Genomic DNA, 23,835 nt, shown 5'->3' with positions numbered 1-23,835 from the left:
AACTACTTTTCTATGATAAATTCAATAACTGTTAAAAATGTAGCCTCTTATTCAGCTGATGGTATTTTGTTAGAAAATCTAAAACCAGTAAGTTTCATATACGGAGCAAATGGCAGTGGTAAAACCACCATTTCCAATTTTTTAGCTACTCCCAAGGAAGATAAATATGTTGATTGTAACATAGCATGGGAAGGTGATCAGGCTCTTCCTGCCTACGTTTACAATAAAGAATTTAGAGAACAAAACTTTTTCAAATCCAATATTCCCGGGGTTTTCACATTAGGTAAAGCGTCTGCTGAGCAGATGAAATTACTTGAAGAAAAGAAGATAGAAATCACAAGCCTTAGAGAAACTGCCAAAGAGGAAAAAAGGAGATTAAAAGGATTTGAAGACCAATTAGACTCTGAGTATGAAAGGTTGAAAGAAACACTTTGGGATTCCTATTATAAACCAAACAAGACAAATTTTAGTGATGCTTTCAAAGGATGTGGGACTAAAGAGTCTTTCAAAGCTAGATTGCTTAAGGAATTTAAATCAAATTCAGCCGATCTACTTACTAAAGAAGAGATATTGGAACAGGCGAAAACTATTTTCGGTGGAAAACCACAAGAAATTAGTCTATTACCGCTATTGGACTTTTCAAAACTATCAGAAATTGAAGAGTCAGATATTTGGAATAAAGCAATAGTTGGAAAAGCAGATGTACCAATTGCCCAACTTATCGGAAAGTTAAATAATAGTGATTGGGTTGATAAAGGCCAAGAATTTATTGAAGGTGAAGTTTGTCCATTTTGCCAACAAGAAACAGTTAATGAAAATTTGAAAAAACAACTTGCTGATTTCTTTGATGAATCTTATAAAAAAGAATTAGGCAAGGTTCTTAGCTATTCGAATGAATTTAAACGCCAAAGCCAAGGAATTTTAAATCAATTAGGAGAGCTTCAACAAAGGGAAAAAATATCTTCAGATACAAAAATTGATTGGGAGAAATTTGAAACAGAAGTTGAATTACTTGAAAGTAGATTAGCTGAATCCCACAGGGTAATGACGGATAAGTTAAAAGAACCAAGTCGAAAACTTTCTTTGACCTTACTTACCGACCTTTTTGCACATTTTGAGGATCAAATTACTAATGCCAATAAGTTAATAGAAGAGCATAATAGAATTGTCCGAAGTTTTAGAACTTCTCATTTATTATTGATTCAATCAGTTTGGAAATACCTAATTGAGGAAGCTAGACCAATTATTAGTGGGTATGAAAAAGCTTTTGAAGGAATAAGTTCTGTTAAATCAAAATTATTAGACATTCAAAAACAAACAATAAAAAAAGGAATTGATCTGAAAAAAGAAATTGATGACTTAACTGCAGGAACTACAGGGACTGAATTTTCAGAATTAGAAATGAATAAAATCTTGGTTTCTTATGGGTTTTTTAGTTTCAAAGTAGTAAAGTCTCCGGAAGAGAATAATTGCTACCAGATTCAAAGAGAGGATGGTACACTGGTTGAATCTACCTTAAGTGAAGGTGAAGTTACTTTTCTAACTTTTTTATATTTCTATCAATTAGCAAAAGGAGGACATTCAGAAGAATCTGTAAATGAACGTCGAATATTAGTAGTTGATGACCCAATATCAAGCTTGGACAGCAATGTTTTATTCGTTGTTAGCTCACTGCTTCGTAAATTTTTAGAAGATGTTAGGGCTGGAAAAGGTAATATTAATCAACTTCTTCTTTTTACTCATAATTCCTATTTTCACAAGCAAATGGCTATTGTGGAAGGAAGAAATCAAGAAATTGAGAACACTGGCTATTGGATCCTTCGCAAAGGAAGAAAATGTACAACAATAGAATCTCATGGAAAAAAGAATCCTATCTCAAGTACATATGAATTGCTATGGCAAGAGTTAAAATCAGAAGAAAAGAAATCAAGTGTGATGCTTCAAAATGCAATGCGAAGAATACTTGAATATTATTTCACTGTATTTGGACAGTTTTCAAATATTAAAAACCTACCCCCAAAGTTCAAAAGTTTAGAGGAACAGTTAATATGTAAGTCTCTCATAAGTTGGGTACATGGTGGCTCTCATGACATAGCGGATGAAATTCATGTTTCAGGGCATGATGATTCAGAGCAACGATATAAAGATGTTTTCAGATCAATATTTGAGGTAAATGGGCAACTAGGTCATTATAATTTGATGATGGAAATCAATGAAGAAATTTTGGAGGATAATCAATGAAATTCACCGAATCCCAACTTGAACAAGCCTTTATTACCCTCTTAGGAGAGCAGGGATATCCTTATGTGCCGGGTGAGGAGATTTTAAGAGGCAAGGAAGAAGTTTTGATTCGGGCCGATTTGCAGGGATTTTTGCTGGAGCGCTATGCTGCACAGAAAATCACTCCTTTGGAGGTCTTTTCCATTATTCGGGAATTAGAGAAGTTGCCCGCTTCCGATCTCTACGAGACGAATAAGACGATCATGAATTGGGTGCGGGATGGCTTTCTGCTGAAGCGGGAAGACCACAAACAGAAGGATATTTTTATCTCTTTGATCGATTACGAGCAGCCGGAAAAGAACCGATTTAAGTTTGTCAATCAGCTGGAGATTCAGGGTTTTGAGAAGCGCATTCCCGATGGGATTCTCTACATTAATGGTTTGCCACTGGTGGTGTTTGAGTTTAAATCTTCCATCCGGGAAACCGCCTCTTTGTTCTCTGCCTACGATCAGCTGACCAATCGTTACCGACGGGATATCCCGGATTTATTTAAGTACAATGCCTTTTGCGTGATTTCCGATGGGGTAAATACCAAGGCAGGAAGTTTTTTTGCTCCCTATGAGTTCTTCTATGCCTGGCGGAAAATCGAAGGTTTGGATCAGGAAATCGATCCAGCCACAGGAAAGTCTACCAAGGTGCATGGAATTGATGCCATGTACACGCTGATCCGTGGGATGCTGGATAAGCGCCGACTTACGGACATCATCCATAATTTTATTTACCTGCCAGATAGCTCCAAGCGGGATGAAAAGATCGTCTGCCGCTATCCACAGTACTATGCAGCGACCAAGCTGTTTGAAAACATCAAACTCCATCAGCATCCTGAAGGCGATGGAAAGGGCGGGACTTACTTTGGAGCGACAGGTTGCGGCAAGAGCTTTACCATGCTCTTTCTGACCCGCTTACTGATGAAGAGCGTGGACTTTGCCAGTCCGACCATCGTGTTGATCACTGACCGTACCGATCTTGACGATCAGTTGAGCGGACAGTTCACCAATGCCAAGGCCTTTGTGGGAGACAATGTGATCAAGTCTGTGACCAGTCGGGAGGATCTACGAAATGAACTGAAAGGCAGAAACTCTGGGGGAGTGTTCTTGACCACAATTCATAAGTTTAATGAGGACACCGAATTGCTCACGGATCGAAGCAATGTGATTTGTATTTCCGACGAGGCACATCGCAGCCAAACCAATCTGGATCAGAAGGTTCGGATTACCGAGCAGGGTGTGAAGAAGAGTTTTGGGTTTGCGAAGCATCTCCATGATTCCCTGCCGAATGCCACTTATGTGGGTTTCACAGGAACGCCGATTGATGCGACCATGGATGTGTTTGGGGAGATAGTGGATACCTACACCATGACTGAATCGGTGATGGATGATATTACCGTGAGGATCGTCTATGAGGGTCGAGCGGCCAAGGTGTTGCTGGAAAATAGAAAGCTTCAGGAAATCGAGAGCTATTATCTTATGGTTGCTGAATCTGGCGGAAATGAATACCAGATCGACGAGAGCAAGCGGCAGATGGCACAAATGGGGACGATTCTCGGAGATCCGGGAAGAATCGAAGCTATTGCAAAAGACTTTGTGGCGCACTATGAAACCCGAGTTGAAGAAGGAAGCACACTGCTAGGAAAAGCGATGTTTGTCTGCAGCAGTCGGGAAATTGCCTATATGCTTTATCAGGAAATCCTGGGGTTGCGTCCAGCTTGGGGAGAAATCCTTCATGCTGCCGAAGGAGTTGAACTCAGTGAAAGGGATAGAAAAGAGATTCTTCCTATGGCAAGAGCGAATATGGTCATGACGAGAGGAAAAGACGATAAAGAGGCGCTTTATAATCTGTTGGGTAATCAGGACTATCGAAAGGAGCTGGACCGACAGTTTAAGAATGCCAAGAGTAATTTTAAGATTGCGATTGTAGTGGATATGTGGCTCACAGGTTTTGATGTACCTTTTTTGGATACCATGTACATCGACAAACCCGTGCAGCAGCATAGTTTGATTCAGACGATTTCGAGAGTGAATCGGAAGTTTGAAGGAAAGTCAAAAGGCTTAGTGGTGGATTACATTGGCATCAAGAAGCAGATGAATTTGGCCTTGAAGCAGTATTCTACGGTGGATAGCCAGAACTTTGAGGACATCGAGCAGTCCATTATCGTGGTCAAAGATCAGTTGGATCTGCTGGAAGCGATCTTCCACAAGTTTGATTACAGTGCCTATTTCGATGGCACACCGATTCAGCAATTACATACCCTGAATAAGGCAGCGGAATTTGTGCAGCTAACCCAGCAATTGGAGCGACGCTTTATGAATCTGGTGAAGCGGATGAAAGCTGCTTATGATATTTGCTCGGGAAGCGCTGCCTTTACCAATGAAGTCAAAGACAAGATTCATTTTTTTATTGCAGTGCGCTCGATTGTATTTAAGCTGACCAAGGGAGAAAGCCCAGATACCGATCAGATGAATGCGAAAGTTCGGGAGATGATCCAGGAAGCGATTCAGAGTGAAGGGGTAGAGGAGATCTTCAAACTTGGAGAGGACGGGCAAAGCGAAGTGGATATTTTCGAGGCCGATTACTTGGCTAAGATTGATAAGATCAAGCTTCCACATACCAAGATCAAATTATTGCAAAAGTTGCTGGCCAAGGCCATTGACGAGTTCAAGCGCATCAACAAAATCAAGGGCGTTGATTTCTCCAAGCAGATGAAAACGCTGGTAGATAAATACAATGAGCGCAAGGAATCTGATGTGCTACAAAGCGAAGTGTTGGAAGACTTCACCAATGAGATCATAGATCTGTATTATGCCATGAAGAAGGAGAAAGAATCCTTTGCGGAATTGGGAATTGATTTCGAAGAGAAGGCCTTTTATGACATACTAAAGGAATTGGCCAAAAAGTATGATTTTGTATATCCTGAAGACAAATTGATTCACTTGGCTCAAGCTGTTAAAGATGTGGTAGACGACAAAGCCAAATACACCGACTGGAGCAAGCGGGATGATATCAAGGCGGAATTGAAAGTGGATTTGATTATTCTACTCGCAGAGAATGATTATCCGCCGGTTGACCGGGATGAGGTGTATAAGGAGATTTTTGAGCAAGCGGAGAATTTTAAAAAGTATCAGGGGAGGTGAGTCCCTCCTCGATATTTTATCCTTTTACTTATTCCTAAGCTCAATTGGAAGATTGAATTTTTCCTATAAACCTTTCGGATCCATCTATAAGTATAAGCTCGGTATCTGAAACAATGATTCTCAAATCCTGCATTCCGCCGTTTCTATGACCATCGATAAAGAATTCATGATCTCCCGTTTGCACTAAAACAACCTTGGAAATATGACTTGTTTTAACCGCATCATCCATAAACATTCCTTGAATTTTATCCGCTGCGTTTATACTTAAAACCATTCCTATATCTATGGTTTCAAAGTGAAATCTAACGTGAACGTTTTTGACTTCGTCTCCCTCAATTTTATAGATATTATACGAGCGAAATTCACCTGCATGGTTTACAAAATTGGCCCACATTCCTTTTAGTTGATCTTGCCCTTGGGCTGTACCTAAAAAAGCTTTCATTTGATCATTGCCATATTCGGATAACCCTTCAAATTGTTGGGTACTAAATGCTTTGGCAAAAAACAATGCAATTTCACTTGTCTTGTTATCTTCCTTTGCATCTCTTGAAAAAGAATAAGTAAATACAGACCAATTTTCTTCACCTACTGTTTCTAAATAATAGGTATTGTCTTCACTTTTCAGGACTAAAGTATGTTCATCATCCAATTGAAATTCTTTGTTTACTTGCGTGAAATTTCTGTTGTTTTGTTTTGGTAAAGGTGAAAGTTCAATGGGTTTACCAAGTAGCAGAGCGATTATTTTATCTGTAATTTCTCCTTCTACAAAGGTCATTTTCCCTTGAAATTCATCCGTTACAGGATTTACAGAAGTAGCATTGGAAAGGATTATGATTTTGATATTTTTCTCTGGAAGCGATCCCATGATAGCAGCATAGCCAGGAAGCAAACCGCTGTTATAAACCCATTTTTCGCCTTCCTTTTGATCAATTACCCAACCCAAACCAGAAGCCATTGTATTAACACCCATTTCTTGGGTAGCGGAATAGAGTTCATTTACAGAAGTGGGTTTTAATAGACTTCCATCTTCAAGAGCCTGCATAAAACGATATAAATCATCAGTTGTTGAATACATATCGGCAGCACCCTTGAGCCAAGAAGAGTGGTAAGGCGATTCAAATTTTTTAATTTCATCCATTCCCAGTCCAAAATAAGGATATGCTCTTTGGCCTAAATTGCCAGATGAATTGGAAAATGTGTTCCCCATCCCTGCAGGATTGAAAACATTCTGCTGCATATAAACCTCATAGGACTGACCACTTACCTTTTCAATAATACTTGCTAAAAGCAGATAGCCAAAATTATTGTATTCATAGGCAGTACCCGGTTCAAAATTCAATTGGGAATCTTTAAAAACATCCAAGAGAGAATCCAAAGTCACTTCATTTGTAGCTGGCATAAGACCATTACCGGCATCATCTATTCTACCAATATTAGCCTGCATTCCAGAGCTATTGTTTAGTAAATGTTGAATGGTAATCAGCTTAGAATATTCAGGTATAAAATCCGGGAAGTAGGAGGAGAGGGGAGTCTCTAAGGTCAACTTCCCTTCTTCCACCAACTTCATAATCCCTATGGCAGTTAATGATTTTGTAAGCGATGCGATACCAAATATCGACTCTTGGGTATTTTTTATTTTCTTATCAAAATCGGCATAACCAAAGCTTTTTTGATAAATAATCTCATTGTTTTCACTGATCAAAACGTTTCCAATAAATCGATTGTATGCTGTATAGCTTTCAAATAATTGGTCGATTTTTCTTTCTAAATCTTCGTTCGGATTTACTTGTCCAAAGGAGTTGAATCCTGAGATCAAGATGCATAGGATGGCAATTATTTTTTTCATGATAGTATAATTTATAGTATGGCGATGCTTAACTGTTTTACTTATATTATTTGTGGCAGATGACTACTTGAAACAACATTAGGACAAGCAGAGACCACTTAAAAATGAATGTGATTGTTGAGCTGTTTCATGTGATAAAAAGCCCTGAATATGTTAAATAAGGAAAATCACAGAATTAGATAGTTTTGTCACTAGAACGGTATAATCCATCCCTAACCTATTTTTAAATCATTAATATTCTTTTTATTGGATATGTGAAAGGAGGATACACATGAAAAAGAAATCGGAAGCCATTATCCACATTTTGATCTGGGTAATTGGGTACTTTTTAATTTTAAGCCAAACATCAACTATTGGAGATTTCAGAAAAGACACTGGACCCTACTGGATTCCCCTGCTGTTTGGAATGATTATGAACCAAACCATTTTTTATACTACAGCATTTTATCTTGTTCCAAAATTCCTTCGTCTGAAAAAGACAAAAACCCTAATCGCTTTAGTTGCGGCAGGACTTATTGGTATTACCTTATTCGAGAGTTTTATTGATTATAATTATCTGGTAAACTTCTTCTCTTCTGATAATGAGACTTTTACTATCTATTTTTTATATAATTTATTTGTCGGGTTCATCATATTGTTGGTTGCTTTATCCTATGCTTTGCTGAAATACTGGATGCAAAATGAAAAGATGAAAAGGGTATTGCTGGAAGAAAAATTATCCACAGAAATGGCTTTTTTGAAGTCGAAAATAAACCCGCATTTTTTGTTTAATGTCTTAAACAGCTTTTATGCAAAATCCTTAAAACATGATGTCCCTGAATTAGCAGATGGCATTGCAAGATTAGCCGAATTAATGCGCTACATGGTTTATGAAACAAATGAGGATAAGGTCATACTTGAAAAGGAAATTCATCATCTCAAAAATTTCATTCAAGTATATCAATTACGAATTGCTGAAGAGGATGACGTGTTCATAAATTTTTCTGTGATAGGAGATGTAACTACAGTTAAAATTAGCCCTATGTTGCTTATTCCTTTTGTGGAAAATGCGATTAAGCATGGCATTGAACCTAACACCAAATCTGTTATCGATATTTCACTGGAAATCAAAGAGAATAAGTTGTATTTTGAAGTAAGCAATACAGTACATGGACAGAGGAATGGCCTTGAAGATGAATCTTCGGGTTTTGGGCTTGACAATTTAAAAAAGAGACTTTCTATTCTTTATCCAACTACTCATACGCTGGAAACAAAAGAAGAAAATGGATTTTTCAAATCGTTCTTGAGTTTGAATCTTGACTAGAAATATGATAAGCTACGTAATCATTGATGATGAGCCTTCGGCTATTGAAGTACTTCAAATTCATTTGAATAAAATCCCATCCTTTTCACTGAAAGCTACTTTTAGAGATCCGATAGAAGGGCTTGAATATCTCCAGGAAAATCAAGTTGATCTTATATTTCTGGACATCAACATGCCCAAACTATCAGGGTTGAGTTTTCCGAAATTTTTACAAAAACCTCCCTTAATTATTTTCACAACGGCCTATTCGGAATATGCTCTGAAAAGTTATGAGCTTAAAGCAATAGACTATTTACTAAAGCCAATTGAGTTTGATCGATTGCTTCAAGCAACGATGAAAGTAAAGGACGCATTGAATCAAAATAGGGGCGTTCAAAAACCTGACCCTGAAGTTCCCTCTGAAGTGTCTGATCAAACTATTTTTATCAAAAGTGGCTCTGAATTTCATCAGTTATCCATTAAGAATATAAAATACATTGAAAGTGACGGGAATTACGTGACGTTTCATTCGGATAAGAGCCCCATATTGGCTCGCTATAAATTATCTGAAGTGTTGGATTTACTTCCTGCAAATCAGTTCGTAAAAATTCATCGCTCAAATATTATTGCAATCAAACACATAGAAACAGTCAAGAATCATTGTGTGATGATCAATGGAAAAGAGATTCCTATCAGTAGTAAGTATAGAGAAGAATTTTTGGCTTTAATAAGTGGATTAGCTTTTTTTGATAAAAGAAATTTATCTGATAAAATATAGAGAGTTCCATAGGTAGTATGACCACGAAGTGGTCCAACCATTAATAACTTGCCCGCCGTGGCGGGACCATGGTTAGATGGTAACCAAACAATTCCCCTGCCGCCCAAAACCATCTTCTGGAAATGTATGCCTATGCGGGAGGATGCCTGCCTGGCCGGTAGGCAGGGAAACGAATTTCATTCTTATCGCTGCTAGCAAATGCGGATATTCAACTTATTTAAATAGAATAATGATAGCTCCCAAAGCAGTCAATACCAATATCATTTTTCTAAATAACTCCTCATCGATCATCTTGACTAGTTTGATTCCTAATATAAATCCTAGAATAATTGCCGGAATCAATTTCACATCCAGTAGGAGGGTTTCTTTGGAAATGGTGTTCCAAAGGAAAAAATGAAAGGGTAATTTGAAAATATTGATGATCAGGAAAAGCCATGCTGCAGTACCTATAAAGTGATTTTTGGGCAGACGCATGGCTAAAAAGTAAATATTGGATATAGGATCGGCCAAGTTACCAACCATGGTCGTAAAGCCAGCCAAAGTCCCGACTCCACTAGCAAAGGCCCAGTGCGTTGGCACCGTATTCACCTTTTTTTGATCCCACCAAACAATGATAGCCAAGACTAAGAAAATAATGATGACCATAAATATTTTAAATGTTTTTTCAGGAAGATCCATACCGAACCAACTTCCCAGAATAATTCCCAAAATCATCCAGGGAAGAAATTTAGCCACATATTTCCATTGCGTATGTCTGTTGTAATAGATCACCGCAAACACATCTGCAACCACTAACAAGGGCAATACTATACCGGTGGATTGTTTGGCTTCGAAGGCTATTGCCATAAAAGTCACATTGATAATTGCTATTCCTTTGATACCAGCTTTGGACAATCCGATCACAAAAGCGGCTAAAAAACTAAGAATCCATGAAGTGGTACTGATCTCTGAGATACTGGATAAAAACATAGGTTGAGGTCAAAAGCAAAAGGCGGAAATATTTCTATTGCCCAAACATATAAAAATCAATCGAATGACTATTAAGATTGAGGCTTAGAATTAATGACTGAGAAGGACTTTGCTACATGATGGTATATATATGTTACATAATTTATATTATGTTAAATACAAAATTCAATACCCTCCATTTCCCATTTATTTTTAACTTAAGGCTTTGGATACGCTTATACCCCCACCAGCAGCTTTATGAACCATCAGCTTCCCCGAATGGGACTTCTATTAGGGCCTACAGCCTTTTTGTTGATTTATTTTTTTGTGAGTTCCCCAGGATTGAATCCACAGGCCTTAGCGATGCTAGCCTTGGCAGTTTGGATGGCGATCTGGTGGATCACTGAAGCGATTCCTATTGCCGCCACAGCATTTCTCCCGCTGATATTTATGCCTATGCTCGGGATTTTGCCTATAGCTTCCGTATCTGCGAATTACATGCATCCTACAGTGATGCTCTATATGGGCGGATTTCTCCTAGCTACGGGAATAGAGAAATGGAATCTACATCGCAGAATTGCACTTAACATAATAAACTTATTGGGAACAGATCTGCGACGTATCGTTTTGGGATTTATCCTCGCCACCGGAATTCTCTCCATGTGGATCTCCAATTCCGCTACTTCTCTGATGATGCTTCCGATAGGTTTGGCTGTAGTGAATCAGTTCAAGGATCAACTAGGTTCTTCTAATTCAGGAATTGCAGATAAACTGGGGAAAAATATAATGCTTGGAATCGCCTACGGAGCATCTATAGGCGGCGTGGCCACGCTGATCGGTACTCCTACGAATACGATTCTCGCTGCTGTAGTTTCAGATCTGTACGGCTACACCATAGGATTCAATGAATGGATGCTTTTTGGCTTTCCTCTGGCGGCTGTTTTACTGCTGATCTGTTGGTTTTATCTAGTGAATTCCGCCAACCCACTTCCAAAGAACTTTAGTCTGAATGACGGTAAAAACATCGTTTACAAGCAATTAGCAGCACTTGGAAAGATCAGTTCGGAGGAGAAAACAGTGATGATAGTCTTCGGATTAGTTTGTTTTTCCTGGATTACGAGAAGCTTTTTTCTGGAGAAATTCCTGCCGGGAATCGACGATACCATCATCGTATTGACTGGAGTAGTTTTACTCTTTGTACTCCCCTCTTCTACCAAGAATGTGCGAATTCTGGACTGGAAAACTGCCGAGAAAATCCCTTGGGGAATTCTTATTCTATTTGGTGGTGGTTTGGCTCTGGCTGGAGGTTTCAAGGAAACAGGCCTGGCTGAGTGGATTGGAACGCGATTTACCCTGATCGAGGGAATCTCTTTCTTTGTCTTACTCCTTATTATAATAGCATCGGTAAACTTCCTCACCGAGGTCACTTCCAATGTCGCCACGGCTTCTATGTTGCTTCCGATTCTAGCTTCAGTGGCGCTCAAACTTGATTTACATCCTTTCGGACTGATGGTAGGCGCTACGCTGGCTGCCAGTTGCGCCTTTATGCTACCTGTTGCCACTCCGCCCAATGCAGTGGTGTTTGGTTCCGGCTATCTGGAGATGAAGGATATGGTCAGTGCAGGTTTCTGGTTGAATGTGATTTCTATTATTCTGGTGACCTTGATGGTGTATTTTGTTCTTCCTGTGATGTGGGGAATTGATTTACAGCATAATCCTTTCTAGCAGTTAGATCAGTTTATCATTCGGCGTTCGACGTTCATCATTAGGCCATTTACGATTTACGATATGGGATTTACGGTATCCTTGATAATAGGTACATTTATTTGATCCTCATCGACTAGTTAGGTTTCAATTTTCACTTTGCTCTTGTGTCTATGCAGGGGTTTGCCTGTGGTGTCAATCAAGCTGAAATGTCAGTCTGAACTATAAAATGAAGTCCACTCCTCGAGGATCTCGTAAATCGTAATTGATATCAGCTTCACAATGACCGGTACTTCATTATTCAACATTCATCATTCATCATTAAAAAGTTTAATTCCTTATTTCAATAGCTAGATAGATGTCAAATAGCTAAGATGATCTCCAGCAAGGAAATATGGCTCGTAAATCCAAGATCGTAAGTCGTAAATGACATCAGATTGCCTGCCCAGCGACAGGAGGGCTTCAAGCTTATACTTCGCTTTCGCAATGACGCTTATCACAATTGAAATCTGGTCTAAATCCCCCTTACCCCCTTTAAGAAGGTTTCAATTCTCAACAAGCTCTTGTGTCCAAGGGGGAGTTTGCCTCTAGCATCAATCAAGCTGAAATGTCAGTCTGAACTATAAAATGAAGTCCACTCCTCGAGGATCTCGTAAATCGTACTTCGTATTTCGTAAGTTCCAATTCCTTATTCATCCCACAAACTCCCCATTTCGTCCCATACTTTTGTAAAGACTTTCTAGTAACGCTAATCTTGAACTATCAATTAGGTATAGAACTGATGAACACCAAGAAAGTCTTTTATTTGCTGATCCTTTTGGCGGTTATTTACAATCTCATGCTGATGTACACGCATGGCGAAAAGCAAGGAGAATCGGAAAAGATTACCTTGAACATCAAGACGAATCTAATTGAGTCAAGGTAGTTTAACGTATTTAATACTAGTGAATTATGAAATCAAAAAGATTGGTTTTTAGAGATGTAGAATGGTGGGTTATTACCTTCACATTTTTGATTATCGTATTGACCAACATCATGATAGCCATGTCTAATCAGAGCTATCCTATGGAGAAATTCTTTGGAATAGTCGTGCTGCCCATAGTCCTTTACATAGGTTTTTATGTGATGCATTTGGTGATTATTCCAAAGTATCTCCGGGATAACAATGTACTGCACCTCATTCTATTCAGTATACTTACCGCAGCTATCACGGCAGGACTTTCAGGGGCATGTGCCGGCGGAAATAATGTGGATGCCGAACGATTTTTTCGATTTTATTTTAGCGTTCTTCTGCTATACACTGTCTATTTAGTCATTGCAAATCTCTTAAAGAGAATGTTTTTGCCACCGGTGTTTAAGGATTTTCAGCTCTATAATGGGGTGCGCCTCTTTATGATTTTCCTTTTTGTAAGTATATTTTTATTTGCGTCCCGACTTTTTGTGAATGAAGCGATTCTGGTCATTCTCTTAATGGTAATTCCCGCAATTGCATTCTTTGTCTTTTACAATTATTACTTGCTTTACCGCAACAAACTCCAAGGCAACATCAAAGCCTATCGCTGGTTCCTATGGGGATTGATGAGCATTATTTTTCTTGTATTTATAATCATTGCTGCAGAGAATAATATCCCTGAAATCATGTTGCTGGGACTTGGGATGATCGCCTTGTTGATCTTTGTAGTGTTTCCTATCTCCAATATTGTCTTTGGGAAATATGAAGACTATATCGGCAAAATAGACACGTTATCAGTGCAAGTGAATCAAAGCTCAGCCAACCTGAGTTTTCTTCGCTCTCAGATCAATCCACACTTCCTTTTCAATGCCCTAAATACACTCTATGGCGCTGCTTTGATGGAAAATGCGGAGAAGACTTCTGATGGCATTCAGAAACTGGGAGACATGATGCGCTTTATGCTACATGAAAACCAGATGGATAGAATTCCACTTTCCAGAGAGATTACATACCTTAGGAACTACCTGGATTTGCAGATGTTGCGCTTCAAAAATGAAGCAAATCTTGAGGTAAGTGTACAGATCTCAGAAGATACCTGTGAGGGCAATATCGCTCCCATGCTATTGATTCCTTTTGTGGAAAATGCCTTCAAACACGGTATCAGCACTAAGAATAAATCCTGGATCCGAATCAGTCTTCGCTGCCTTAAGGGATCGGTGCACCTGGATGTGGTGAATAGCATTCATCCCAAAAAACAAACCGAAGATCCACGAGATGAATCTGGGATTGGATTGGAAAATGTAAAAAACAGACTGGCACATTCCTACCCACAAAAACATAACCTAACCATCGTGGCAAATGACACTGAACATTTTGTTCATTTGTCAGTCCAATTAACCTAGTATGATTCAAGCCATAGCAATAGACGATGAAAATATGGCTTTGGAAGTGATCAAAGCACATGCTTCCAAAGTCCCATTTTTAGAATTAGTAGAAGTATTTACCGATGGAGTGGAAGGCTTGGAGTACATCAAGTCAAACCCGGTTGATCTGGTTTTTCTCGATATCAATATGCCGGATATTTCCGGTGTGGAGTTGGCTGCACTGCTACCTAAGGAAACTATGGTGATTTTCACCACGGCCTATTCAGAGTTCGCAGTGCAGGGCTTTGAGTTGAAAGCTATGGACTACTTGCTCAAGCCTTTTAATCTGGTGAGATTTCTAAAAGCCTGTCAAAAAGCACAGGAATGGCTGGAACTTCAGCCCAGCAATGAGCCGCAGTTTATCTATGTGAAAACGAATGAGGGACAGTTTAAAGTACGATTTGATGAGCTGATGTGCTGCGAAGCCACGGGGAATTATGTGACTTTTCATCTGAGAAATGAGCGATTGATGAGCCGGTTGACGCTGGCCGAAATAGAGAAATCACTTCCCTCCTTTTTCCTCCGAACTCATCGATCTTATATAGTGAATATGAAGTTGGTGGATAAGGCTGAGAGGCATCAGCTCCTGATTGGAATTAATTCTTTTCCTGTCAGTAGTACTTATTTGGAGCTGGTGATGGAGAAGTTTGGGAAAAGTTGAGCGATTTCCTACTCAAAAAGGCTCCATGTACTCCTTTTTATAGTTTAGAGGAGTTTTGCCAATGCGGTCTTTGAACTGTTTGTTGAAATTAGAAAGTGTAGGAAATCCACTTTCATAGCAAATCTGACTGATATTCAGATCTCCATCATGAAGCAGTCTTCTGGCGTTGCTGATCCGTACATCACCAAGGAAGTCTGAGAAAGATTTATTCACTCGAGCTTTAAAATACCTGCTAAAAGCACTTTCAGACATATTGGCAAGGGAGGCTACATCCTGTAGCGTAATTTTTTCCTTGAAGTTTTTCAGCACATATTCCAGTATCTCGGAGATTTTATCTTTTTCATTTGCGGTATAATTACTCTTGTAGTCAATATGGGTAATAGGTTCCATTTCGGTAGAATGAGCCAGTACTTCCAGAATCTCCAATAGGCCAATGATACTTGCTCCACCTTTGCTATGAACCAGCTCCTTCATCATTTTGGTGACGGTTCGACTAGTATGACCAGTGATTTCCAATCCTCTGTCAGCTTTTGCCAGCAATTTCCCAATTTCCTCAAATTCTTCTTTTTGCAAAGCATCTTTACCCAGAAAGTGTTCCGGGAAATAGATGACAATGTCATGGGTATCCAGTCCATTTTCAGGATCAAAGTAAGCATTGTCACTTCGCCAGACATGGGGAAGGTTTGGACCGGTAAGTACCAAGTCGCCCTCTTTGAAAGGCTTCATATGATCGCCAATGTAACGGGTTCCTCTGCCCTTCAGAATTACATTCAACTGATATTCTTCATGAGAATGCCAGTATTTATCCAGGTAAGACTCCCGTAATTCCTTGATAACAAAAACCTTATTACTGGCTATTTTCGATTTTTGCAATGGTTTCTTCATAGATTATATCTGATTTATTCTACTATTCCAGTTGATTAAAGCTGTAATTAATCATAATTCAGTCATTTTTCAAGCTTAAACAGGGAGAAATGATGGGATTAATACTGGAATTTAGTAATCTAATAAATCCCCTAATCTTAATATGTATTTGAAAACCCCAAAATTACCTAAGTCACCCTTCTTTTGTATGGTGATTTTAATGTTTGCTTTCCTCGCGGGATGCGGTGGCAAAAGCAACAACAACTTCCTTTCATCCAAAGATCCTAGGCGAGTAGAGATTTTAGTTCTAGGGCATGAAAGCGAACATCACAATTCAGAGAAATTGATGATGTACTTAGAAACTCCTCTTTTCCAAAAAGGAATTAATCTCACGTACACTACAGATGTAAATGATCTGAATGAAACGAAGCTGAATAATTATGATGGCTTGATGATCTATGCCAATCATGAGAAGATCACGCCAGAGCAGGAAGCTGCGCTGAAGTCTTATATTGAAGGCGGTAAAGCGTTGATTCCTATTCACAGTGCTTCGTTTTGCTTCCAAAATTCCCCTTGGTACATCGAGGCAGTTGGCGGGCAGTTCAGTACACATGGTACGGGTGATTTCACCGCTACTATCGTAGATGCTGATCACCCTGTGATGAAAGGGATTTCTGAGTTTGAGACTTGGGATGAGACTTATGTACACAGCCAGGTAAATCCTGATATGCATGTGCTCATGGAGCGTGTGGATGAAAAAGGTAAAGAGCCTTACACTTGGGTTCGTGATCAGGGAAAAGGCCGGGTATTCTATACTGCCTATGGTCACAACGAGAAGACTTGGGAGAAAAAAGAATTCCAAAACCTTGTAGCAAACGGTATACTTTGGGCTGTAGGCGATAAAGTGAATAAGCTTTTGACAGAATACAATATTCCTACGCCACAGTTTGAGGATGCGGATATTCCTAATTATGAGAAAAATGATCCTGCACCTCGCTATCAGTTACCACTTTCTGCGGAAGAATCGATGAAGTTGATACAGGTGCCAGTAGGCTTTGAGCTGGAGTTATTTGCATCTGAACCTATGATCATCAATCCTATCGCATTTGCTTGGGATGAGAGAGGTAGACTATTTGTAATTGAAACGACTGATTATCCTAATGAGATTCGTAAAGAAGGCGGTGATGACAAAATCAAGATTTTGGAAGACACCAACGGAGATGGTAAAGCCGATAAGGTAACCGTTTTTGCTGAAGGCTTAAATATACCTACCTCAATTATGGCCGTAAATGGCGGGATGTTGATTTCTATGGCTCCTGATTTTGTGTTCCTGAAAGATACTGATGGGGATGACGTAGCTGACGTACAAGAAGTAGTGATGACAGGATGGGGTAAATTTGATACACATGCTGGTCCATCCAACTTAAAATATGGCTTTGATAATAAGATTTGGGGAGTTTTAGGATACTCAGGTTTCAACGGAGAAGTAAGCGGCAAGAAATTCAATTTCAGCCAAGGTGTTTATAGATTTACTCCTACTTGGGAAAACATGGAATTCTTAGGACGTACAAGTAATAATACTTGGGGCCTAGGATTCTCAGAAGATTTTGAGACATTCATTTCCACAGCTAACGGCCAACACTCCGTTTATTTGGCGATGGAAACTAAGTATGCTAAGAGAACTATATATAAGGGAACCCCTAATACTGCAACTGGTATTGATTCGCATTATGATATGCCTCATTTGACTCCATTCTTGAGACAGGTAGATTGGCATGGAAGCTATACAGCTGCTGCTGGACACAACTTATATACTGCAAGAAACTTCCCAAAGGAATATTGGAATCAAATGGCTTTTGTAGCTGAGCCTACGGGACGTGTGCTACACAATGCACGCTTGATTGAAGACGGTTCTGGATACAAAGAGAAAAACGCATTCAATATACTAGCCAGTTCTGACGAATGGTTTAGCCCAGTTCATGCTGAAGTAGGACCTGATGGTTCACTTTGGGTGGCTGATTGGTATAACTTTATCATCCAACATAACCCTACTCCTAGAGGTCGGGAAAATGGTGAGGGAAATGCCTACATCAATCCATTGAGAGATAGACAACATGGTAGAATCTATCGTCTTACCTACAAAGGAAATGAATCATCTAAGGTCTTCGATCTGAAAGATGCTGAATCTGATGAGCTTCTAGCTGCCATTCAAAGTGAGAACATGTTCTGGAGATTAACCGCACAGCGATTGATTGTAGAATCTAAAAACATGGACGTGATTGAAGGTTTGTATGATATCATCAACAATCAAAAAGTAGATGAAATTGGTTTAAATGCTCCTGCAATCAATGCTCTTTGGGCACTTCATGGATTAGGCGTATTGGATGGAAATAATGCAAAAGCACAGGAAGTGGTAGAAAAAGCTTTAAGCCATCCTTCTGCAGCTGTTAGAAAAAATGCTGTACGAGTAATTCCTAAAAACCAATCTGCATTAGATGCGATCTTAGCAGCTAACTTGATGGAAGATCCCAATCTTCAGGCAAGAAAAAATGCTATCGTAGCAGTTTCTGAAATGCCAACTTCAGCAGATGTTTCTAAGAAACTATTAGCTATATCTGAAAATGAGGACAATGCAAAAGATGAGTATTTACCACAGGCGATTTTTGCTGCAGCATTGACTCACCCTTCTGCTTTTGAAAGCAGAGAAGTAGCTCCAAAAGCTGAGGCTGATTCTGTAATGAGTATTGCAGATAGAATTTCCAGAAGCCTAATATCTGAATCATACACCTTAAGCCAGCGTAACGCTCTTCTATTCCCACCTGATCCTACAGGAAAAGAAATGACCATTGAGATGGTAGTTGCACCAGGCAGAGAGGCACTAGACGGCGTAATGGTAGCTCAAGGAAATGGCACCAATGGGTATAGCTTATACGTTTATAAAGACGCTTTGCATTTTGCTATCGCCCAGGATGGTGATGTGAAAATCATCAGTTCACGCAAGAAATTACCTTCAGAGCAATTCCTTGTTATCGCTACACTTAAAGAAGATGGTAGTATGAGCTTAATGATCGACGGAAACGAAGTAGCTAAGGGTAAAACCAAAGGCTTGTTTACAGGACCACTATCTCCGGAAAATGTGCGTGTAGGTCAGTTTGATTCTAATAACAAAGTTGGAGACTACGAAGGTAACTGGAGATTCTCAGGTAGAATCGGGAATGACTCAAGCCTTGATCTAAAGAAAACCTCTTCAGGTGAAGCTAGCAAAGCAGTCTCATCAATAGAAGAATCAGTTGAAGTAGTTAAAAATGGTTTGGTTACACTAACTACCATCCCTCACGAGATGTCATTTGATAAATCCGCATTTATTGTCAAAGCGGGAAGCAAACTGGTTTTGGATTTTAATAACCCTGACTTTGTTCAACACAATCTAGTTATTGGAGCCATTGGCTCACTCGAAAAAATCGGTCAGGCTGCAGACAAGATGGCCCAAGAGCTAACTGGAATGGACAAGAGCTTTGTACCTGAGATTTCTGAGGTACTTGCTTCAACAGACTTGGTTTTCCCAAATTCGACAGAAACTATTATCATGAAAGTGCCTTCTCAGAGAGGTGATTATCCATTTGTTTGTACCCTTCCTAATCACTGGAAGCAAATGAACGGCATAATGAAAGTTATATAAGCGATGCCAATTAATGTAAAATTCGGTGTAAGCACCTGGTTATGGACTTCTCCATTCAGTTCTGAAACGCTTAGCCTTTTACCAAAAATCAAAGGCTTCGGATATGATGTAGTGGAGATTCCTGTGGAAGACCCAGCATTGATAGATATCAAAGAAGTGAAACAAGCGCTTAGCGATAACGGCCTCGAGGCCGTTATCTGCGGGGCTTTTGGTACGAGCCGAGACTTCACCAATGAAGATCCTTCATTTCACAAAACCAGTTTTGATTACTTGGATCAGTGCTTTGAGATAGCTGCTGGCTTGGATGCCAAATTCGTAGCTGGACCTATGTACTCAGCCGTAGGAAAAGCCAGATTGGTTTCTCCTGAGCAGAAAAAAGTAGAATGGAATCGAGCAGTAACTAACCTACGTATAGTTTGTCAAACAGCTAGGAAATTCGGTTTGGACATTGCTTTAGAAACCTTAAATCGTTTCGAAACGGATCTGATCAATACCTGTGAGGAATTAATGAGATTGATTGACGATATCAACGAACCAGAAGCAAAGGTGATCTTGGATGGTTTTCATATGAATATAGAAGAACCAAATCCTGAAGCTGCTATTCGAAGAGCCGGAGATAAATTGATTCACTTCCAGGTTTCGGAGAATTACCGTGGAACTCCTGGGACGGGCATTACTCCTTGGGCTGCATACAAACGTGGTTTAGAAGCGATCAACTATCAGGGAGTGGTATCTATTGAAAGTTTCACGCCAGATGTGAAAGAACTTGCCGGTGCAGTATGTATCTGGAAGCCTTTGGTACCATCTCAGGATGGCTTCGCCAAAGAAGGACTTGAGTTCTTGAAAAAATGGGCTGCTGAATAAGTAAGAACAATTAACCCTTAACGATTTTTCATTATCAAAATAACATGAGTAAAAAACAATTCAATATCGCAATTATAGGCCTTGGATTTGGTGCCGAGTTTATTCCAATCTACCAGAAGCATAAACTGTCTAAAATGTATGCAATCTGCCAGAGAAATAAGGAAAAAGCTGAGGAAATCGGAAAGGCTTTCGGCATAGAGAAAGTGTACACAGACTACGACGAACTGTTAAAAGATCCGGATATCGATGCAGTTCATATCAATACACCAATTCAAAATCATGCGGAGCAATCTCTGAAAGCACTTAGAGCTGGCAAGCACGTAGCTTGTACCGTTCCTATGGCTACTTCTGTAGAAGACTGTAAGAAAATCGTCGAAGAGGTTCAGAGAACGGGCTTGACTTATATGATGATGGAGACGGTGATTTATAGCCGTGAATTTCTTTTCGTCAAAGAAATGTATGAGAAAGGCGAATTAGGAAAAATACAGTTCCTACGCGCATCTCATCAGCAGGAAATGGCTGGCTGGCCAGGATACTGGGAAGGCCTCCCTCCTATGCATTATGCGACGCATTGCGTGGGACCTGTTTTGGCTTTGCCAAAGGCTCAGGCAGAATACGTTTCATGCTTTGGTTCCGGACGTATTGATGAAGAATTGATTCCAAAGTATGGTTCTCCTTTCGCGATCGAAACGTGTCACATCAAATTCAAAGATTCAGACTTGTCTGCTGAGGTAACTAGATCGCTTTTCAATACTGCCAGACAGTATAGAGAGAGTTTTGACGTCTATGGCTCTAAAAAGTCCTTTGAGTGGACATTGGTTGAGCATGAAGACTCCGTGATCCATACTGGGGAAAGTCCTGAGAAAGTGAAAATTCCTGATTATGGACATTTGCTTCCTGAGGAAATTGCTTCATTCACCACTGCTGGAGTGTATGATGGTGATGACAATCAGCATCTATCCTTTATTCAAGGTTCAGGTCACGGTGGATCTCACCCGCACTTGGTCAATGAATTCTTGAATGCACTGGCAGAAGAGAGGGCTCCTTATCCAAATGCTAAAGAATCTGCAAATATTACGTGTGTAGGGATTTTAGCTCATGAGTCTGCAATGGACGGTGGAACAATCAAACATCTACCTGAGTTTACTCTAAACAATCATTAACCGGTCCAAATAAAAGTGTTTATTCAAATTTGGCCATTGGATATTAATAGTTTAAAAGAATGAAAATCAAAATCATATCAAAGTCAGCTACCATACTGCTAGCTGTACTATCGTTTGCATGCGGAGGAGGAGATACCACTACGGAAAAATCAGCCACAAATGAAACACCTATTGAAGTAAAGCCAGCTGAGCCAACCCCGCCTATTGTCGCAGAGCCGATCATAGAGGAAGATCAGATGGAAGAAATAATAGATGATAAGAGCAGTATCAAACTTACAGGAGAAGAAAAAATCGGTAATTCAGATTGCCTTTCCTGTCATTTGGTAGAGAGAAAAGTCGTTGGACCAGCTTTTAAGGAAATAGCCGCTGAGTATAAGCCTAATGAGGAGAATATCACCAAACTTGCAAATAAAGTAATAAATGGTGGTGCCGGTGTATGGGGAGAGGCAGCAATGCCACCGCATCCTGCATTAAGTGAGGCGGATGCCAAAGATATGGTCAAATACATTTTGAGCCTTTACTAATAGCTCATTTTAAAGCTATTAGAGCAATAATTAAATATACTTTAAAATAAAGTAGTCCTTTATACAGGACTCAAAGTAGTAAAATAGATTGGGTTACAAGATTAAAAAAGGTGGCAGAACGTTCTGCCACCTTTTTTTTATATATAGATAGATTGGGTTATTCAAACTTTTTAATATTCATAAGTAAGTATACTTACTTAACTCTTTTACCTTCAACATCGAACATGCCCAGAAGGTCACCTTTGGCATTATCATCATCCACTTTGGTGAGTGAAAGTGTTACGTCGTAGCCACTAATATTAAAGGAAGTATTAAGAACATCATCTTTGATGGTAGCTGAACTCATTTTTTTCTCCTCATTAGCCCCTTCTTCGATAAAGTAGCCAGTGGTCTTTCCATCTACTGTTTCAAACCTCATGGGGATAGTAGCATCGCCTTGAGGCGTTCCTTTGATTAGAACAGACCATTTACCTTCGAAATACTTTTCGTTAGGGCTAGAAAGAGCAAATGCAAAGCTCATAGTCACCAAAAGCATCAAGCTGCTTAGGATTGTAAATTTTCTTTTCATCTGTATTTGGGTTAATGTTTTATATTGATACAATAAGGAAAAAATACCTGAATACTCAAATTATGAGAAACGATATTTTTAGAATAAATACAGTTAAATACAGGACGCCTACTTCCACTACACGTCCTTAAGAACTCAAAATCCTTAAATTTGATTCAAATGAAAAAACTAAGGTGAAGCTTATTCAAGAATGATTGAGTAGCAACTACTATTTTACTTTATATCAACCATTAACCTGCTATACTGAGATGAGCAAAATCAAGAACTACCTGATTATTATTTTTGCCTTGCTATACACAAATTCATTTGGCCAAATATCAGAGGAAATAACATTAAAAGCTTCCTATAACTACGGGAAGTCTGTGGCTGTTTTTGGTGGCTCGGTTTCAGTCATTCCTGCTAGTGATAGTGCCAAAGAAATGTGGAAAGAACGTTTAGGTATGACTATCACCAATTATGGTGTTGGAGGCGCAGGTTTTTCTTCACTTCAGGGAAAATCCCTTCAGCAGCAAGTAGATGGAGCTGGAGTCTTTGATATCTATATCTTATGGGCTTCAACCAATGATTACACAAATAAGCGGGAAGTGGGCAGCTATACCGACTATTCTGAATTCGATGGTTTTGACGAAAACAAACTGATCACGCAGGCGGGTGGAATAAACTATTGCATCAAAAAAATCTACGAGCTCAATCCTAAAGCACAGATTTACTTTTTCACTTCCAGTAAGGCATTCAATGATAGAGGCGCTTATGATCCCTTCGCTGAAAACGGAATGCAAGCCCATGTAGCCATGCAAAAACGAATCTGTGAACTTCATGGCATCCCCTACTTAGATCAGTTTACACTAGGCGGATATAGCCTGTATAACAAAGACCTTTATTACACGGACCCCATCCATATGAATGAGGCTGGCTACAAAAAACTGGGAGAACTGCAGGTAGCTTTTCTAGCCTGGCCAAAATGAATAGTAAAAATAGTATAGTGAGTCTTTCTTTCGATCAAATAATAAACTCCTTACTACCTCTAAGTAAGGAGTTTTTTTAGTTTTCAATCCCGTGGGATGGCGAAATAATAATCTAAGTGACTGATTATTTAAGGAATAAACAGTATATTATTAAGCAAAGGAATTCATCATTCTACCTGATTTTCTGTAAGTAGGTTGAATT

17 protein-coding genes are annotated in these 23,835 nt (G+C 39.4%); 13 read left to right on the top strand and 4 right to left on the bottom strand.

Annotated elements, in window-relative coordinates:
- Positions 1-12 precede the first annotated feature (12 nt).
- Both ESV85_RS15430 and ESV85_RS15425 read left to right on the top strand, forming a co-directional pair.
- Positions 13-2,241: an AAA family ATPase gene (locus ESV85_RS15430; protein ID WP_146919103.1), complete on the top strand. Its 2,229-nt coding sequence runs from the start codon at positions 13-15 to the stop codon at positions 2,239-2,241.
- A complete protein-coding gene (locus ESV85_RS15425; RefSeq protein ID WP_146919101.1) occupies positions 2,238-5,411 on the top strand; it encodes a type I restriction endonuclease subunit R in 3,174 nt (1,057 codons plus the stop codon). The genes ESV85_RS15430 and ESV85_RS15425 overlap by 4 nt, the downstream gene beginning before the upstream one ends.
- A 40-nt stretch (positions 5,412-5,451) precedes the next feature.
- Here ESV85_RS15425 and ESV85_RS15420 read toward each other — a convergent pair whose 3' ends face one another.
- The gene (locus ESV85_RS15420; protein ID WP_146919100.1) at positions 5,452-7,257 is read right to left on the bottom strand and encodes a serine hydrolase domain-containing protein; all 1,806 of its coding nucleotides are present in this window, start codon (positions 7,255-7,257) and stop codon (positions 5,452-5,454) included.
- Positions 7,258-7,669: 412 nt separating this feature from the next.
- Between ESV85_RS15420 and ESV85_RS15415 the strand changes: the two genes are divergently transcribed.
- Both ESV85_RS15415 and ESV85_RS15410 read left to right on the top strand, forming a co-directional pair.
- Positions 7,670-8,560 (top strand): sensor histidine kinase, encoded by an 891-nt coding sequence (locus ESV85_RS15415; RefSeq protein WP_191322030.1) that lies wholly within the window; start codon positions 7,670-7,672, stop codon positions 8,558-8,560.
- A gap of 4 nt (positions 8,561-8,564) precedes the next feature.
- The gene (locus ESV85_RS15410) at positions 8,565-9,317 is read left to right on the top strand and encodes a LytR/AlgR family response regulator transcription factor (protein WP_146919096.1); all 753 of its coding nucleotides are present in this window, start codon (positions 8,565-8,567) and stop codon (positions 9,315-9,317) included.
- A gap of 213 nt (positions 9,318-9,530) precedes the next feature.
- On the opposite strand, the gene ESV85_RS15405 is transcribed toward ESV85_RS15410, so the two are convergent.
- Positions 9,531-10,286 (bottom strand): sulfite exporter TauE/SafE family protein, encoded by a 756-nt coding sequence (locus tag ESV85_RS15405; RefSeq protein WP_146919094.1) that lies wholly within the window; start codon positions 10,284-10,286, stop codon positions 9,531-9,533.
- Positions 10,287-10,544: 258 nt separating this feature from the next.
- Here ESV85_RS15405 and ESV85_RS15400 point away from each other — a divergent pair, with 258 nt between their 5' ends.
- From ESV85_RS15400 to ESV85_RS15390, 4 genes are all read left to right on the top strand, one after another.
- Positions 10,545-11,990, top strand: a complete 1,446-nt coding sequence (locus ESV85_RS15400) for an SLC13 family permease (RefSeq protein ID WP_223276013.1) — start codon at positions 10,545-10,547, stop codon at positions 11,988-11,990.
- A 733-nt stretch (positions 11,991-12,723) separates the two neighbouring features.
- Complete coding sequence (locus ESV85_RS22340) at positions 12,724-12,894, top strand: hypothetical protein (RefSeq protein ID WP_191322029.1); 171 nt, start codon at positions 12,724-12,726, stop codon at positions 12,892-12,894.
- Between the two features lie 26 nt (positions 12,895-12,920).
- Positions 12,921-14,324: a sensor histidine kinase gene (locus tag ESV85_RS15395; protein ID WP_146919091.1), complete on the top strand. Its 1,404-nt coding sequence runs from the start codon at positions 12,921-12,923 to the stop codon at positions 14,322-14,324.
- A 1-nt stretch (position 14,325) separates the two neighbouring features.
- A complete protein-coding gene (locus tag ESV85_RS15390) occupies positions 14,326-15,006 on the top strand; it encodes a LytR/AlgR family response regulator transcription factor (protein WP_146919089.1) in 681 nt (226 codons plus the stop codon).
- Between the two features lie 12 nt (positions 15,007-15,018).
- Here ESV85_RS15390 and ESV85_RS15385 read toward each other — a convergent pair whose 3' ends face one another.
- The gene (locus tag ESV85_RS15385; RefSeq protein WP_146919087.1) at positions 15,019-15,891 is read right to left on the bottom strand and encodes an AraC family transcriptional regulator; all 873 of its coding nucleotides are present in this window, start codon (positions 15,889-15,891) and stop codon (positions 15,019-15,021) included.
- 142 nt (positions 15,892-16,033) lie between these two features.
- On the opposite strand from ESV85_RS15385, the gene ESV85_RS15380 reads away from it, so the two are divergent.
- From ESV85_RS15380 to ESV85_RS15365, 4 genes are read left to right on the top strand one after another with little or no spacing between them, the layout of a single operon-like run.
- Positions 16,034-19,549: a PVC-type heme-binding CxxCH protein gene (locus tag ESV85_RS15380; protein ID WP_223276012.1), complete on the top strand. Its 3,516-nt coding sequence runs from the start codon at positions 16,034-16,036 to the stop codon at positions 19,547-19,549.
- Between the two features lie 3 nt (positions 19,550-19,552).
- The gene (locus tag ESV85_RS15375; RefSeq protein WP_146919083.1) at positions 19,553-20,413 is read left to right on the top strand and encodes a sugar phosphate isomerase/epimerase family protein; all 861 of its coding nucleotides are present in this window, start codon (positions 19,553-19,555) and stop codon (positions 20,411-20,413) included.
- A 44-nt stretch (positions 20,414-20,457) separates the two neighbouring features.
- Positions 20,458-21,576: a Gfo/Idh/MocA family protein gene (locus ESV85_RS15370; protein ID WP_146919082.1), complete on the top strand. Its 1,119-nt coding sequence runs from the start codon at positions 20,458-20,460 to the stop codon at positions 21,574-21,576.
- A 59-nt stretch (positions 21,577-21,635) separates the two neighbouring features.
- Positions 21,636-22,100: a c-type cytochrome gene (locus ESV85_RS15365; protein WP_146919080.1), complete on the top strand. Its 465-nt coding sequence runs from the start codon at positions 21,636-21,638 to the stop codon at positions 22,098-22,100.
- A gap of 193 nt (positions 22,101-22,293) precedes the next feature.
- Here ESV85_RS15365 and ESV85_RS15360 read toward each other — a convergent pair whose 3' ends face one another.
- A complete protein-coding gene (locus ESV85_RS15360; RefSeq protein WP_146919078.1) occupies positions 22,294-22,668 on the bottom strand; it encodes a hypothetical protein in 375 nt (124 codons plus the stop codon).
- Between the two features lie 248 nt (positions 22,669-22,916).
- Here ESV85_RS15360 and ESV85_RS15355 point away from each other — a divergent pair, with 248 nt between their 5' ends.
- Complete coding sequence (locus tag ESV85_RS15355; protein ID WP_146919076.1) at positions 22,917-23,633, top strand: SGNH/GDSL hydrolase family protein; 717 nt, start codon at positions 22,917-22,919, stop codon at positions 23,631-23,633.
- The last annotated feature ends 202 nt before the right edge of the window (positions 23,634-23,835 follow it).

This window comes from Algoriphagus aquimarinus (assembly GCF_007997215.1).
GTDB lineage: Bacteria > Bacteroidota > Bacteroidia > Cytophagales > Cyclobacteriaceae > Algoriphagus > Algoriphagus aquimarinus_A.
The sequence above is the reverse complement of the archived record's forward strand: the minus strand, read 5'-3'. Positions and strand labels throughout refer to the sequence as shown.